The sequence below is a fragment of the cyanobacterium endosymbiont of Epithemia clementina EcSB genome (genome assembly GCF_029919255.1).
In the GTDB taxonomy this organism is placed as follows: Bacteria; Cyanobacteriota; Cyanobacteriia; order Cyanobacteriales; family Microcystaceae; genus Rippkaea.
Map to the genome: position 1 here is coordinate 961,350 of NZ_CP123991.1, position 16,567 is coordinate 977,916.

The 16,567-nt window shown below is 35.8% G+C and carries 11 protein-coding genes; 3 read left to right on the plus strand and 8 right to left on the minus strand.

From position 1 onward, the window contains the following. Positions 1 to 242 precede the first annotated feature (242 nt). A complete protein-coding gene (gene gcvP / locus P3F56_RS03210; protein ID WP_281153359.1) occupies positions 243 to 3,197 on the minus strand; it encodes an aminomethyl-transferring glycine dehydrogenase in 2,955 nt (984 codons plus the stop codon). Between the two features lie 864 nt (positions 3,198 to 4,061). Further along, positions 4,062 to 4,439 carry a hypothetical protein gene (locus P3F56_RS03215; RefSeq protein ID WP_281153360.1) on the minus strand — a complete coding sequence of 126 codons (378 nt, stop codon included), beginning with the start codon at positions 4,437 to 4,439 and terminating at the stop codon, positions 4,062 to 4,064. Positions 4,440 to 4,715: 276 nt separating this feature from the next. On the opposite strand from P3F56_RS03215, the gene uvrB reads away from it, so the two are divergent. Continuing rightward, on the plus strand, positions 4,716 to 6,725 hold the full coding sequence (uvrB, locus tag P3F56_RS03220; protein WP_281153361.1) for an excinuclease ABC subunit UvrB: 2,010 nt from the start codon (positions 4,716 to 4,718) through the stop codon (positions 6,723 to 6,725). 216 nt (positions 6,726 to 6,941) lie between these two features. Here uvrB and P3F56_RS03225 read toward each other — a convergent pair whose 3' ends face one another. From P3F56_RS03225 to P3F56_RS03235, 3 genes are all read right to left on the minus strand, one after another. Next, positions 6,942 to 8,114 (minus strand): NDP-sugar synthase, encoded by a 1,173-nt coding sequence (locus P3F56_RS03225; protein ID WP_281153362.1) that lies wholly within the window; start codon positions 8,112 to 8,114, stop codon positions 6,942 to 6,944. A gap of 84 nt (positions 8,115 to 8,198) precedes the next feature. Then, entirely contained in the window at positions 8,199 to 8,981 is a 783-nt protein-coding gene (locus P3F56_RS03230) for a segregation/condensation protein A (protein ID WP_281153363.1), read from the minus strand. A 164-nt stretch (positions 8,982 to 9,145) separates the two neighbouring features. Then, complete coding sequence (locus P3F56_RS03235; protein WP_281153364.1) at positions 9,146 to 10,342, minus strand: aminotransferase class V-fold PLP-dependent enzyme; 1,197 nt, start codon at positions 10,340 to 10,342, stop codon at positions 9,146 to 9,148. Positions 10,343 to 10,587: 245 nt separating this feature from the next. On the opposite strand from P3F56_RS03235, the gene P3F56_RS03240 reads away from it, so the two are divergent. Both P3F56_RS03240 and P3F56_RS03245 read left to right on the plus strand, forming a co-directional pair. Beyond that, positions 10,588 to 12,075 carry a TM0106 family RecB-like putative nuclease gene (locus P3F56_RS03240; protein WP_281153365.1) on the plus strand — a complete coding sequence of 496 codons (1,488 nt, stop codon included), beginning with the start codon at positions 10,588 to 10,590 and terminating at the stop codon, positions 12,073 to 12,075. Positions 12,076 to 12,370: 295 nt separating this feature from the next. After that, on the plus strand, positions 12,371 to 12,607 hold the full coding sequence (locus P3F56_RS03245) for a hypothetical protein (RefSeq protein ID WP_281153366.1): 237 nt from the start codon (positions 12,371 to 12,373) through the stop codon (positions 12,605 to 12,607). Positions 12,608 to 12,697: 90 nt separating this feature from the next. Here the strand turns inward: P3F56_RS03245 and P3F56_RS03250 are convergent, their stop codons facing one another. The 3 genes from P3F56_RS03250 to P3F56_RS03260 all read right to left on the minus strand — a co-directional run bounded on the left by P3F56_RS03250 (position 12,698) and on the right by P3F56_RS03260 (position 14,664). After that, positions 12,698 to 12,862 carry a hypothetical protein gene (locus P3F56_RS03250; protein ID WP_281153367.1) on the minus strand — a complete coding sequence of 55 codons (165 nt, stop codon included), beginning with the start codon at positions 12,860 to 12,862 and terminating at the stop codon, positions 12,698 to 12,700. Positions 12,863 to 13,708: 846 nt separating this feature from the next. Next, complete coding sequence (locus P3F56_RS03255; RefSeq protein ID WP_281153368.1) at positions 13,709 to 14,377, minus strand: HAS-barrel domain-containing protein; 669 nt, start codon at positions 14,375 to 14,377, stop codon at positions 13,709 to 13,711. An 89-nt stretch (positions 14,378 to 14,466) separates the two neighbouring features. Continuing rightward, complete coding sequence (locus P3F56_RS03260; RefSeq protein ID WP_281153369.1) at positions 14,467 to 14,664, minus strand: NAD(P)H dehydrogenase subunit NdhS; 198 nt, start codon at positions 14,662 to 14,664, stop codon at positions 14,467 to 14,469. Positions 14,665 to 16,567 lie beyond the last annotated feature (1,903 nt).

Below are 16,567 nucleotides of genomic sequence, written 5' to 3' on the forward strand. Positions count from 1 at the left end.
AGCAACATCATTGCCCAGGACATAAGCTCCAGAAAACGATTATAGTTGATCAGATTAGGAAATAATTTTTTATAATTTAGTCGTTCAAATTTTTGACAGAAATGATCTAAATGACAAAGTACTTCCGTGAGCTCGAGATGAGATTTTATGTCCACAGCACCAGATTTCAATAAATGCTGCTTCTAGTATAGAACTGCTGCCTTTCTTTCTCTCCATAAATTACCCTCGAACCCACGTTGACTTCATTGATAAACTTCCATTCCTTCACAAGAACAAACTAAATTTCTGTCTCCATAAGCATTATCGATACGTCCTACAATCGGCCAAAATTTATATTGTTTTGTCCAAGGTGCAGGATAAGCAGCTTGTTCACGGGAATAGGGACGGTTCCACTCATCACAGATTACCATTTGTGCCGTATGTGGTGCATTTTTTAGAGGATTATTTTCGGGGTCAATAGACCCCTTTTCGATCGCTTCTACTTCTTTGTAGATAGCAATCATGGCCTCGCAAAAACGGTCTAATTCTTCCTTATCTTCGCTTTCGGTTGGTTCTATCATCATCGTCCCAATAACCGGCCAAGACACTGTAGGCGCGTGAAAACCAAAGTCCATCAAACGTTTTGCAATATCATCTACTTCCACCCCAGCGCGTTTCTTCAGAGAACGTAAATCGATAATACATTCGTGAGCAACACGACCGGATGTTCCTTTAAATAAAATAGGATAATAACCTTGGAGACGTTCGGCTATATAATTAGCATTCAAGATAGCTACCTTTGTCGCCTCAGTCAACCCTTGAGTCCCCATCATAGCGATGTACATCCAAGAAATTACGGAAATACTGGCACTGCCCCAAGGAGCCGCCGAAATTGCCCCAATTGACTGTTCTAACTTACCATTGCTGTCATTTGGGTTGGTGTATTTCTCTATAGCCACACTGGGTAAGAAAGGTACTAAATGAGGTTTAACACCAATAGGTCCCATTCCTGGTCCACCACCGCCATGAGGAATACAGAAAGTTTTGTGTAAATTAAGATGACAAACATCAGCCCCAAAGTCTGCCGGACGACATAATCCAACTTGGGCGTTCATATTCGCCCCATCCATATAGACTTGACCATTATTACGGTGAATAATGTCACAAATTTTAATAATTTCCGTTTCAAATACCCCATGAGTAGAAGGGTATGTTACCATCAATGCGCCTAAGTTTTCAGTGTATTTTTTAGCTTTTTTATCTAAGTCTGCAGTATCAATATTGCCATCCTTGTCACATTTTACTGCAACAACTTTCATGCCACACATTACTGCACTAGCGGGGTTTGTTCCATGGGCGGACTCAGGAATTAGACAAATATTGCGGTATCCTTCTCCTCTATTTTGATGATACTTCCGGATAACTTGTAACCCTGCATATTCTCCTTGGGAACCCGCATTTGGTTGCAAAGAAATACCATCAAATCCTGTAATTTCTCCTAACCAGTTCTCTAACTGTTCAAATAAAATTTGATAGCCTTCTGTTTGAGATAGCGGGGTAAAAGGATGGATTTTTGCGAATTCTGGCCAAGTGACAGGAAACATTTCGGAGGCTGCATTCAACTTCATTGTACATGACCCCAAAGGAATCATCGACGTATTCAATGCTAAATCTTTGGTCTCTAGTTGATGCAAGTATCGCAGTAATTTACTTTCAGAATGGTAGCTATTGAATACAGGATTGGTTAAGTAGTCTGTGGTACGTCGACAGAAATTAGGCAGGTCAAACTTGACGGTTTCAGCGATTTCAGCGACTGTAAAAGAAAGTTCATTTTGAGCAGCAAAAATTTGCCATAAATCGATAATATCCTGTACAGTAGTGGTTTCATCCAAACTAATGCCAACACACCCCTCATCTACTAAGCGTAAGTTAATTTTACGAGTTTGAGCTACTTTAATTACAGCTGATGCGCTGGCATTACCTACTCCTATCCGAATAGTATCAAAGAAAGGCTCATCGTCGATACTGTAGTTGAGACGTTTTAGACCTGCGGCCAAAATTACGGTTAATTGATGGATGCGTTGAGCGATAGCTTTAATCCCTTCGGGACCATGATACACTCCATACATTGATGCAATCACTGCGAGTAAGACTTGGGCGGTACAAATATTACTAGTAGCTTTGTCTCGGCGAATATGTTGTTCTCTGGTTTGTAACGCTAACCGTAATGCGGGTTTTCCTTGAGTATCTTTTGATACCCCAACGATACGTCCAGGAATTTGCCGTTTATGGGCCTCTCGTGTGGCAAAATAAGCTGCATGAGGTCCCCCATATCCTAAAGGTACACCGAAGCGTTGACTGTTTCCTACGGCGATATCTGCCCCAATTTCGCCAGGGGGCGTTAATAACGCTAAACTTAAGAGGTCGGCCGCGACGGTAACTAACCCTTTCATTTCATGAACTTTATCAATAAAATTGTGATAATCGTATATGATTCCATGAGTTGCCGGATATTGAATTAGTGCCCCAAAAATAGGAACTTCAAATTCAAAAAAGCGATGGTCGTCCACAATAATCTTGATTCCTAATGGATTTGCCCTAGTTTTAATGACTTCAATAGTTTGAGGATGACAGTGACTAGACACAAAGAAAGCATGAGCGTCTTTATTTTTGCACAGTCCATAACTCATGCTCATAGCTTCTGCCGCTGCAGTTCCTTCATCAAGTAAGGATGCGTTAGCAATTTCGAGTCCAGTGAGTTCCACTATCATAGTTTGGAAGTTAAGCAATGCTTCAAGTCTTCCTTGGGCAATTTCAGCTTGATATGGGGTGTAAGCAGTATACCAACCTGGATTCTCTAAAATATTACGTTGAATAACGGGGGGGGTAATGCAATCATAGTAACCCATTCCAATAAATGAGCGATAAATTTTATTTTTAGAGGCAATTGATTTTAATTGAACTAATGCAGCGTATTCGCTTTGGGAAGCGGGGAGTTTTAGCGGTTGACTCAGGCGTATACTGTTGGGAACAGTAGCTTCAATCAGTTGCTCTAGGGTGGAAAAGCCTAACACCTTAAGCATTTGTTTAATTTCCTCTTGATTAGGTCCTATATGCCGCTTTACAAAGGAATCTGTAGTTTCAAGATTGATTTCAATATTTTCTAGGGTTTTACTCGAGGTTAGTTGAGGGTTTGTTGTAATATCCAAGTTAGGCATATTTAGTTAAATCAGGGTTGCTATTTTTTAAAGATGATCTTAGAAATTTATTGTAAGCTGTTGTTACAAAGGTTTGCAATGTGAGAGTATATTTTTGTCTGATAGATTCAAAAAAAAAATAAAAGGCAATATAAACTAAATTTACATGTTGATTTACGATTATCAATTTAAAAGCTTTATCTACAAATAGTCTAAATTATTTGAATTTTTTATTAAGTAAAATACTGTTTTAAAGTTGCCAGTTTACGAACAACCTCTTACAGTCATTATCATCTTTTTAAGATGATAGAATCATTCTCATAATAAAGCTTCTCAATGGTCCTAAAGTATTGTTTGTTCATAAAAATCATTCAGATTATAGATTTCACAAAATAACTTAATCTTATACATTAAAGGATTCCCTAAAATCTTAATATGAGTTTTTGGTGACAGTATTGGGTTTATTCATAAGTTTAACTCCTAACAAATCACTGAAAATCACAAGGATTATGATTATAGTTAATGCTAACTATCAACTTTTACTAGCAACATCTTGGCAAATCACTCCCAGGTTTTCTACTAGTGTAAACAATTACAATCGAGGTGATTTCGTTGAAACAGGCTTTTCTGATCAAGATTTAGAAGAATGCACTCTTTGATCATGCTAATTCACAAGGTAGCCCCATTAACTTTTGCTAATTTTCCTAATGTTTTGTTAGAAGGCCCACTTGCCACCAATACTTTGCTTAATAGAGCGATAATTAATTGGCAGATTTTACTGATGTTTTATTAAGTTCTGGGACTGAAAAAAATATGTGCGCTTGCTACAAGAACTAACCCTGTCAGCGGGTGAAATATACAAGATACTCTATATTGTCCCTAAAGTTAAAATCCTGAAGAATCCTTAGAAACTATCAATAACTCAGAATTATCTACTTCATTAGAAGCGACAGGACGATTTTCCATCACTGCATGTGTTTCATTTACTTGTAAATGACTCGCCATAATAGGACGTTGACCAGAAATGGTTAAAATTCCTATAACATCCATCCCACTGGCGAGTACCGGACAATTACTTCCTACAGCACCGTAAGTTCTCACAACGTTTAAGTGACTTGCTTCAATGGGACAGTTCCGGGGAAGATGATCTTTTTCTACAATCAATTGTAAGCCGTGAGGAGAGTAAATGGTCTTTTCCTTAACCGATAACACACTAGCAGATTGCTCTTCTTGAGCTTTTTGTCCCTTAGTGCTAGTTTTCATTGTTTTAGCCAATTCTATGTTTTTTTTAGTTTGAGTTCTGCTAGTTTCTACTTTTTCAGTAGCTATAATTTTAATATCCTTGTTTCTAGTGCCACAAAGTGGCTAATGAAGGATTGAGTTAGGAGAATTATACTCTAGTTTTCTTTTAAAAATTACTTCTGTTATTACACCTCTTTATTGGTGCATTCTATCATATTCAAACATAGCTCCTCTCCTAAAATTGCTATAAAAGTCTGTAATAGTGTTTACTGTTGTAGAGTATCGTTTTTTTAAACTATGAATGTTAGTACTTTCCGTCTCAACGCCCCTTTTGAACCTAAAGGAGATCAACCCAAAGCAATCACCGAACTAGTTACTTCAATACAAGCTAAAAACCGATTTCAGACGCTATTGGGAGCGACGGGAACTGGGAAAACTTTTTCTATCGCTGCGGTCCTTGAACAAATAGGCAAACCAACTCTAGTCCTAGCTCATAATAAAACATTAGCAGCTCAATTGTGCAATGAATTACGGCAATTTTTTCCTAACAATGTTGTGGAATATTTCATTAGTTATTACGATTACTATCAACCAGAAGCCTATATTCCTATCAGTGATACCTATATTGAAAAAAGTTCTTCTATGAACGATGAAATCGATATGCTACGTCACTCCGCAACCCGTTCTCTATTCGAACGCAAAGATGTCATTGTGGTTGCTTCTATTAGTTGTATTTATGGCTTAGGAATACCTTCAGAATATCTAAAAGCGGCAGTCCCTTTAGAAGTCGGGAAAGAAGTAGATCAACGTCAATTATTACGGGATTTAGTTCGGGTATATTATTCTCGTAATGATCTTGACTTACAACGAGGGAGATTTCGGGTTAAAGGGGATGTTTTAGAAATTGTTCCAGCTTATGAGGATAGGGTGATTCGGGTTGAATTTTTTGGAGATGAAATTGAGGCAATTCGATATCTCGATCCGGTGACAGGAGATATTTTACAAAATATCAAAAAGATTAATATTTATCCTGCTCGTCATTTCGTAACTCCTGATAAAAAAATTGAATCTGCCTGTCAACAAATTCAAGCAGAATTAGAAGAACAAGTTGAAGCCTTAGAAAAAGCCGGAAAACTACTAGAGGCACAAAGAATTAGTCAACGAACTCGCTATGATCTGGATTTATTACAAGAGGTAGGATATTGTAATGGGGTCGAAAATTATTCCCGTTATTTAGCCGGAAGAAATGCCGGGGAACCTCCTGAATGTTTAATTGATTATTTTCCTAAAGATTGGTTACTAGTTATAGATGAATCGCATGTTACTGTTCCTCAATTGAGGGGAATGTATAATGGTGATCGCTCTCGTAAACAAGTGTTAATTGAGCATGGTTTTCGTCTTCCGAGTGCGGCGGATAATCGACCTTTAAAAGCAGAAGAATTTTGGGAAAAAGTAAATCAATGTATTTTTGTTTCAGCAACACCTGGAGATTGGGAAATTGAACAATCAGAAGATAGAATTTATCAGCAAATTATTCGACCAACAGGAGTATTAGATCCTGAGATTTTTGTCCGTCCTGCTGAAGGACAAGTTGATGATTTATTAGGAGAAATTAAAGATAGAACAAAGCGTCAAGAAAGAGTTTTAATTACTGCGTTAACTAAACGCATGGCTGAAGATTTAACAGAATATTTTAAAGACCGAGGAATTTTAGTCCAATATCTTCATTCAGAAATCAAGTCAATTGAACGAATTGAAATACTGCAAGCTCTAAGAAAAGGAGAATTTAATGTTTTAATTGGAGTAAATTTATTGCGGGAAGGATTGGATTTACCAGAGGTATCTTTAGTGGTTATTCTAGACGCAGATAAAGAAGGATTTTTACGGACTGAACGGTCTTTAATTCAAACCATTGGGCGGGCGGCACGTCATGTTAATGGTCAGGCTATTTTGTACGCTGACAATTTGACTAAAAGTATGATAAAAGCCATTGAAGAAACTGAACGACGCAGGGAGATTCAGATGGCTTATAACAAAATTAATGGTATTGTTCCTCAATCCATTATCACAAGAGATAGTAACTCTATTTTAGCATTTTTAGATATTTCTCGACGTTTAAAATCCAAACAAAAACAAATCGGAGAAGTTTATCAAAAGTCTGATCAATTATCTTTGGAGAAAATTCCAGAATTAATTCAAGAATTAGAAATAAAAATGAAAGAGGCTGCTAAACAATTAGAATTTGAAATAGCAGCTAAATATCGAGATAAAATTCAATATTTACGAGATAAATTACTAAGTAATTAACAATATATTCAACCGATAGTTGAGGTGAAATTCTCGAATCACAAAAGATAGCACTAAATATCACGGGTAAAAAACAAATTAGCGGTTAATAAAAATCAATAAATCAATAAATCGAAGTGTCAACTTGTTGTGTAGAAGTCTCACGGTCAGAATACATACTTTGAATAGTATCAAGAATTCAAGACTTCGCCATGGCTAAAACTGTGACAGTGCTGTTTATATCCAACCATCTTTATTTAGTAAATCCGCAATTGCCTGTTGGGGATTATGGTTTGTATGAGAGACTTTTTGACGTGCATCAGTAATTAACCAATCGAGAGCTGCTGCTTGGACATCAATAGAGGCCCCTGTTTTGTCTACACAGTAACGACCAAACACCAATTTATCTATTAAACGCACCCCTGGACCGAGGCGAGAATATTCGAAAATAACACTGTTATCTACTGTTGCGCCACTACAAACCCGACAATTAGGTCCAATCATACTCGGACCAATAATGGTTGCCCCATCTTCAATATGGGTCATTGCACCAATATAAACCGGTCCTTGAATATTTACTTTATCCCAGTTAACTAAAACATTGAGTCCGGTATAAATACCTGGCTTTACTTCCACCCCAGGAATAGCAACATTTTTAATCTCTCGTAGTAAGACACCACGAATGGCGTGCCAGTAATCAGGAACTTTGCCAATATCTACCCATTCAAAGTCCATATTAACCGCATAGAAGGGAGCACCTTTTGCCACTAATTGGGGGAACAATTCGCCCCCGATATCATACTTTTGATTGGGAGGAATATAATCAATAATTTCAGGTTCAAAGATATAAATTCCCGTGTTGATCTCGGTGCTAATTGCTTCTTCAATTGAGGGTTTTTCTTGAAAGGTTTGAATCCGTCCCTCTTCGTCGCTAACTACCACACCGTAACTAGAAACCACCTCTTTAGAAACCGATTTAGTGACGATTGTAGCGATTCCTCCCTTTTCCTTATGTTGTTTAACTGTGGCTGTCAAATCTAAATCAATTAGGGTATCTCCACAAAGTACTACAAAGGTATCATCGAAAAAAGGATTAAAATCTTGAATTCGTCTCAATCCTCCAGCTGAACCTAATGCAGCCCCAACTAAATCTCCATTATCTGCAATATGACCTTCGAAAGAATAGCCAATCTGTACGCCAAACCGTTGTCCATCACGGAAATAACTTTCAATTTCTTCAGCTAAATGACTCACATTGACCATGATCTCAATAAAACCGTGCCGTCGTAGGAGTTCAAGAAGAAACTCCATTACTGGTTTTTGGAGAATGGGAATTAGGGGTTTGGGGATGGTATGGGTAATTGGACGAACACGAGTGCCTTTTCCGGCGGCCAAAATCATGGCTTTCATGAATGTTATTTCCTCAATCACTGTCGCAAGTGTCTAGGATGACAATGCTCAGTTTACCATTTACCCTTTCAAAAGCTTAGGAAGTTATGATTGAAGGACTTGTATTTTTAGGTCTTGATAAAATTCTTCTTGGGATAATTCTACCTTAGACTGGGAACATAACAGCAATAATGCCCAAAAAATTCCTACACGATCACGCTTAACTTCAGGAGCATTGGGGGACTTTATTCTATGCCAACAAGTTAATAATTCTTCTAATTTAATCCAATTTTGAGTTTGGACAAATTCTGATAATTGCTTGTGAAAAAACTGTTCCAATTGTTGGGCTAATTCAGTTAAGTTCTCTTGATGAGCCAGTCGGGTCACAATTTCTGTAGCCTCTTGACGAGAGGCATTACGAGGTCGTTTACGTTGTCGAGGACTATTAGGTTTGGGACAGTCCAATTCCTCAGCGATTTCTTCAATATGGGTAATAAGTTCAGAGAGGGTGACACGGCGTTGACTAGGAGGAAAAGCAGCAGTGCGACGACGGAGTTTTTGTTCGAAGTAAACGGGTAAGGAACGACTAAAGAAATTTTGGGTAATTTCATCGAAATTTAAATCATCTTCTCCTTGATCCTGTGCTGATTCGAGTTTTTCGAGAGTATCGGCCTTGAAGCGCACCAACATCGAGGCCCAAAGAAAAGCTTGTCCAGATCTTGGTAGGTTATCCTGTTGATAACTTAGATCTAAGTCATGGTTCATTCCTGATTCATCTAAAAAGCGATCAATCACATCAATCACTTGGACATTCCAGGGATCAATATCTCCCTGTTGTGCTAAATCAATTAAGCTAGCGATTGTCTTACTGGCTAAGGATGTAGTCATAATGAAGTTGAAAAGTGTAGAGAGGCCGTCCACCCGTATTTGAGAGAACAGCCTAAGCTGTTCTTATTCTCATAATGTCTGAGGGATGACAAAATCGTTTTGGGTTCGATGCCTAATGAATGCCTGCAATAGGGGAAAGTTCCGCAACTATCTAAAACTTGAACTTATCTAACAATCGAGTCAATAGCCTCTACTAACTGTTCGATTTCAGCCGGAAGGGTAAAATAATGAATACAGGCTCGAATGCAATCGGGATAATAGAGAGTTCTTAGTAAAAACCCTTTTTCTTCCAATTCCTGAACTAATTGTTTATGAGCAAGGTTTCGGGTAACTTGAAAGGAAACTAAGCCAGCTTCAGGGGCAGAGTTCTTCAAGCATTTTATACCCTCAATTTCAGATAATCCCTGCCATAAATAGGCACTTAATTGACAAATTTGTTCATAGCGTTTCTTGATTCCTCCCCAATTTTGATGAACTGCCAGGGCTGCCCGTAATCCTTCATATTGGGGATAGGCTGAGGATGCAACTTCGAATTTCCTTCCGTCATTTTTCCAGTCCGTAGGTTGTCCCTTCCCATTAACATCAATCCCTCGCCAACCAATAAACGTTGGCTTTAAGTAATCGAAGCTTTCGGGGCTAATATAGAGTCCCCCAACACCAACTGGACCGCAAAACCATTTATGGCCAGTAAAAGCATAAAAATCGACATCCGAGGCAGCTAAATCTAGGGGTAAAGAACCAGCTGACTGGGCTGCATCGACTAAAACCCTGATGGGGCAATCACTGTGAGCAAAATGATGACAAACATTGACGATCTCATCCAAGGGTAACACTTGTCCAGTATTCCAGAGTAAATGGCTGAGGATTACTAGTCGGGTTGTGGGGGTTAAATAGTCCTGAATTACGGTGGTGGAGTTTCCTTGATTAAGAGTTTGTAGGATGGGACAAATTGCAATTTCTACCCCAAAACGTCGAGCAATTTCTTTGACAATGGCAATAACTCCAGGATGCTCACAATCGGTCATTAAAATCCGATCACCTTTTTGCCAATCAATGCCCCAGAGAACAATATTACATCCTACGGTCACGTTTTCAGTCAAGGAAATTGTTTGAGGAGATACACAAAATTCTTGAGCTAATTCTTGTCTGAGTAAAGCTTCCTTTTGTTGTAACCAACTATTAACTCTTAGGGAAAACGGTCCTTTCTGCTGCAAAAATTCGTGAGCATCAATAATGGCTTCTAAAGCTGAACGGGGTAAGGTTCCTTGTCCTCCAAAATTAAAATAAACCTTGTTGCTTAGGCTAGGAAATTCCTGTCTTTGCTGTTCTAAGAGGGAAGTAATCCCTTGGATGTTTATCATTGGCTACCCAACATTCACAGTGAGGAAAAATCTACAAGACAAATAGGACATAGATGGTTAACGTTAAAATGTCTTCATTGCTCTTAGTTCTTATTTCTAAGATACTAGAAAAATTTTGAGTGCTCTTCAACTCTAGGAGCTTTTTCTAAAAGCAGAAATATTACGCTAGAGCAAAGATAGCTACTTTTTCTCTGTTTTGACCTATCGCCTTTTTTTATCTTTATGTTTTATCCTCAAACTCAAGAATGCTGCTAACTGATGTCCTCTTGCTCGATTATAAACGCTGTCAACGGCGTGCCTTTCTGAATGTCTATGGTGATTCCCTCGAAAAAAATGCTGAACGAGACTTTTTGCTAAAGTTACGTCGGGAAAATCAACTTCATATTACCTCAACCCTGGAAACATTTTATCCCTATTATCAAAGGCCTCAATATAACTTGAGGAATTGGAAAGATAAGGCAAAAGCCACGGAAGCTTTAATGAAACAAGGGATGAGCTGTATTTATAATGGAACGCTGTTTGAGTCTCACGAATTTAGGGAGCAGTATCACCTTCACTCGACTATAAAACTGTTTCCGGATCATCATGAGTTTAATTGCCTGGGAAAACCCACGTTGTTAGTCAAACACCCTGGACAGTCAAAATTTGGGGATTGGTTCTATTCTCCTGTAAGTATTTATTTAGGCCGTCGTCCCAAACCTGAATATAAAATTGTTGCCACGTTTTATTCTTATCTTTTAGGCAATCTTCAAGAAACTCTTCCTCCAACGCCGACGTTGATTTTACGCCAACATAACCATTATGAAGTAGATCTGAGCCAATGGTTGCCAAGACTTCAGATAACGGCTACAGACTGTTTGGAAATGCTCACCCAATCTCAAGAGCCAGAAGTGTTTATTTCTCGTCAACGGTGTAATCTATGCCATTGGTATAACCATTGTTATGCAATTGCCCAATCTCAACAACATTTATCGTTAGTTCCAGGGGTAACACCGAGTCGTTATCAGTCTTTGTTGGACATAGGGGTGGGGACAGTTAAATCTTTGGCTGATACTTGTCCTGTAAATATGAGAAAAGTCATGGATTCTGATTTGGCTAATCAACTCCAACAACAAGCCCAAGCAATAGTAGACAATCGGGCGATACGAAAATCCCAATTTCAAAGCGATATTCATGGATTAATTCCTACCCGGGAATTCGAGTTGTATTTCGACATTGAAGCTGAACCAGAGCTAAACTTAGATTATTTATTGGGGGTATTATTGGTAGAACACTCAACCCAAACAGAGACATTTTATCCCTTGTTAGCAGAAAGTCCTGAAGACGAGCAACAAATTTGGCAACAGTTTCTTGACTTAGTTAACAAATATCAAGATGCTCCTATTTTTCACTTTTCTGAGTATGAGGTAGAAACCATGAAACGGCTGGCTAAATTGTACCAAACTCCTCAATGGCAACTCGAACGTTTATTATCCCGTTTTGTTGATCTTCATCACCGTGTTATTACCTCTGTAATCTTACCTGTGGAAAGTTATTCTCTAAAATCTTTGGCCAACTGGATTGGATTTCATTGGCGTGACCCTGGTATTAGCGGAGATCAATGCGTTTACTGGTATGATCAATGGTTAAAAACAGAAGATCGCACTTTATTATCCTCTATTTTGCGTTATAACGAGGATGATTGTCGTGCGACTCTTTATCTCAAAAATTGGTTGTTAGAATTTCTCGGTTAAAGATTTTCGAAGAACTGATGTAAAAAGACTCTAAACTTCTTTGATCTAGCTCAATAATTATTTATGAACAAGACCAATTTCTGATGAGCAATGCCTTTATTTTTAAAGTTATGTAAATATTTTTTACAATTTCTCAGTTTGGTTATCTAGATTACCAGTTTTTTGAGAACGTCAATGTTATCCTCAAATAAGGACAGGCGTTAAGATAATGAGGCCCATATAATTTATAATTTACCCTCTAACAATTTACCCTCTAACGCTTTTGTTAACCCCAGTGATCAGAAGGTGATGTGTTATGTTGCTCCCAGTTTTTCCTCTCTTATTTTTTGTAACCTCCATCGGGAGTATTTTGTGGTATCAACGGACAGATAATGATATTTTTGGAGTTTTAGCCGCTGCGAGTGCCTTGACTTGTCTAATTTGGGGATTAATCATTGCCCATTGGTCAATCCATTTGGTGAGTTTAATTATGTTGCTAAGATTTGGAGCGCCGGTTTTCAATGCTATTCAAGTTAAAGTTAGCGATAAATAAGTTTAGGATCACCAGGGAAAAGTAAAAAGCTGTTGGAATTCAGACTTTTTATGTCTCATCAATCCAACAGCTTTGGTCTAAAAAAACAAATTAGTCTTCGCCACCTTCGGCGTCTTCAGCACCAGGAGTAATTTCTTCAGTAGTCGGTTGGGTGCTGTCTTGAACTTTTCCATCTTCTTCGGAAGGAGTAGAACAAGCTCCAATGATGGTGGCTAGACTAAGGGCGAAAAATAACTGCATTGTTTTCGAAGGCATAGGTATTCTCCTAAAAGAATCTTCTAAAGCTCCTATTGTAGATATAAATACTTATTTTTTTCAATAACAGAGATTGACAGAATATAATACACAGTTCCAATGACCCCTGTTGACAGATGATGATTTTGACTATTGACTCAGGTTCTAACATCCGAAGAATTAAATGATCTAATTAAGAAGATATATAAAGTAAATTTCGTTGATAAAATGAAAACCGTAGTATAGCCAATAAAATCAGTCTAAATATTATTTAGACTCATAAAACCAACTATTAAAGTTAAAAAATATAAAATATGCTCAAAAATTATCTAGAACATACTTTTTTAAAAAAATAGCAGTTTATCCTAAGTAAATTTCTTCATTCTCCTTTAGTCGCTACGAAAAAGAAATGTCCTATGGAAGCCATACGGATAATGTTTTGACGGAGGGTCAGTGATTTTTACGTGGGGAAACTGCCTATAAATTTAAAGCAGGTTCAATGCTAACATGTCCGTTTTTTTTTACATTATGTTAACTTTTTGACTTAAGGAGTTTGATTAATGGTGATAGGATAGATTGAGATTTTAGTGAGAAAGTTAGCTCAACAGAAAATTTTGTTTAATTTAGATCAAGATTTATCGTTTAATTTTTGCTAAATACAGTAATTTTATAAAATTTAATTTTCTATTAAAAACTTGTATAAATTTGTTATGTCGATGAGGAAATTAATATTTAATAAGTATTAATCATGAAGATAATTAATACTTAAAGTTCTTCCAAACTAGCTATTACAAAAACACAATAAACAAATTTTGAAAGTATTGCTTTGCAAACTTTCTACAATTCCCTACAATTTCTCCTCTCTAATTAAAGGATAACTTGGCTCAGAATATATTGCAGACGATCATAATCGTCTTTCAGTAAAAAACTCAAATTTCGTCCGACCTTAACTAACCAATCCCGCTCAGCTTTTCGTAATAAATAAATCTCTCGTATTGTAGCAGCAATTAAGGCTTCAGGTGGAGCATCTTTAACTTCTAGGAGAATGCGTAAAAAGTCTATGTTGTCACTAAAGTGAATAATTTCCGCCGGTTTACATACATAGACCCCCTGATGAATTTGGGGTGGACGAGGGGGTAAATATTGGTAAACTTTTCCAGAAGTTTTTCCATTACTATTGACTTCATGATCAGGAGTTTCAAAACCAACAATGGTGGTACGAAACTCAGTTTTTAGCATTGCAAAAATTTGGGGTTGCTGCTCGCGTAAATCTGTCAAAGATAATCCTAATGCTCGCGCTCTATGCACTGAGTCAATGGGTGAAGTGGTAGCGTAAGTGACAATCCCCAAAATTTTATTCCCTGATTCTTCATCTAAGGATTTAACCCAACTGCCAAAAGCAGGCATCACCGGAAAGTTTAGTTCTTCAGGTTCGAGACATTGAGCTAAAAATTGAGTGGTTGATGTCTCAATTACTTCAGCAATGTGACCCGGTTGACGGTCATCTGTTGCAAATCGGAGTAAGGGAATACGCATAAGCTATTCATTATCTAAATTATTAAGATAAGTGTCTGAGCTCCATTTAAACAATCTTAAAGGAGCTCACTATAAACGGACAATGAATGCTACTTCTTCTTTGTAGTGGCTGTGGGATCAAATGCTTCTAATTCCGACAGTTGGAAGGTGACGAGTTTATCCCAGTTACCTCCTTCAAATAAAATAGCAGCTTTTCCATCGCTCACCCGCTGTACAAGTCCTTCAAAACAGTAGTAAGTATCATAAGGATTAGTAACACGCACGGTTGCACCAGGTAAAATTATCATGATTTTTGTTTCGTTAGTAACGCTTCTCTGTATTAGCTTAACACCAAAGATATCTAGTTCATAGGATAAACAACAGTTGATTATAAAACATAGTTACCTATTATTTATTTTGTTTAGTTAGTGTTTAAAATCCATTATTATAGTTACAAAAAAATATTAGTTAACTAAACACTACTTATTGTAGTATCAGTTAACTAATACAACTTTTGATTAGCTTAATTAGTAAAATTTATTTACCCATTAACCAGAACTATCGATGTATTTTGTCTTAAAAAATATTTTGTTTAGTTAGGTTTAAATTTATTTTTTAAATCTCTGTTAATAAGTCAGTAATTGTCTAGGTTACACAATAGATTTTAGTTTTTTTGGTGATAACTAGCTTGTCAAAGTTATGTAACCTTTGCGGGAAAGAAAAATTATTTCCATTAATCTGCTAACTATCCTGAGCTTCTACAATTTTAGGATTCAATACAGGATAATTATCTGTTAGATTGTTTTTGACACTAACTTTGGTTAATTCTATTCTGATGGAATAGAGTCCATTTTATGGCATAAATTATGATATATCTGATATATTTTTTTATATGAACGATAATAACGCAGGCAAGTACTTTTTTTGAAAACTATTTATATAGCAAAAATAAATAACAAAAAGTATAATACTAAGATCGTTAAAAAATATTTAGTTGATACTATAAGCAGTTTTTATGTTTCTCGCATAGAGACAAAATTGTACATTTATTGTGTTGGTAATTATATTATTATATTTGAATAAGATTTAAATATAATAAGCAAAAAATAGAAGAATATAAATTATTTAATAGTTATTTGTGGCAACATCTGTTCTATTTGTTTCGTGTAAAATACGGTAAATAAAATTTTATACACAAATATTTTAATAAGTTGTACTATAATCGTTCAGCAATAAATGATCTAAATTTGAATAGAAAAAAGTCATTGTAATTCCTTCTATAAATTTAATTACATGAGGTTAATTTTTTTGTTGAGATAGCATATTTTTTCATTAAAAGAAGCCAATATCTATGCTTTTAAAAAAATAGACTTATTAGAAGTAAAATATTATCTATTTATTTGTAATAATATTGGTTATTAAACTTAAAATTTATGTATTAATAACTATTAATACATAAATTACTTTTGTAATCTAATTACAATTTTTTTTGTTAGATTCTTAATTTTCTTAATAAAGACTAATTTTTTAGTAGGTTCCTAATTCTGATTTAACTGATTAATCATAGAAAATTAGTAAAAATTATTTTTTATTTTTTTATAGATCAATGATTATAACTCAATCACTCTCTATTATAAAATCTAAAATAATTAGCTATTTTATTAGTTTAATAAATTAAATAGTTTTGACTAGATTTTAAAAAATGCGAATGCACTTAATTATTAGATTTATTCTATAAATGCCTATGATCAATATTAACAATATTACTAAATATAAGTTATTTAAAAGTGTATTTACTATTTTATATACCTCTTAAAAAAGAAATTATTAACTGATAAAAATTAAATGTTATAAACAAACCTGACAAATAAAGTAAACTAATCTTTGTTTAATTTTTGTAATGTTTATTAATTAGATTTCTTCATGATGACCGCAGCTGATAAGATTATTTGTGTAAATTTACATTACCTCTAAATCTATTTAAAGACAACTTAAACATTATCTTCTTGCTTATTTTCTAAGGAATGCAAAATAATTTAAGATTAGCAAATGAATCAATAAAAGTATATTTTTGCCGATGGAATGTTAAATAATGGGATTTAATAGCTTAAACAATTTAAATCTCTTTATTTTAGAAGGGTGGCTAAAAATAGAAAAAATTTAAAATTAAGATAGGTAATCAATAAATAAAATAAAATAAAAGCTAAATTG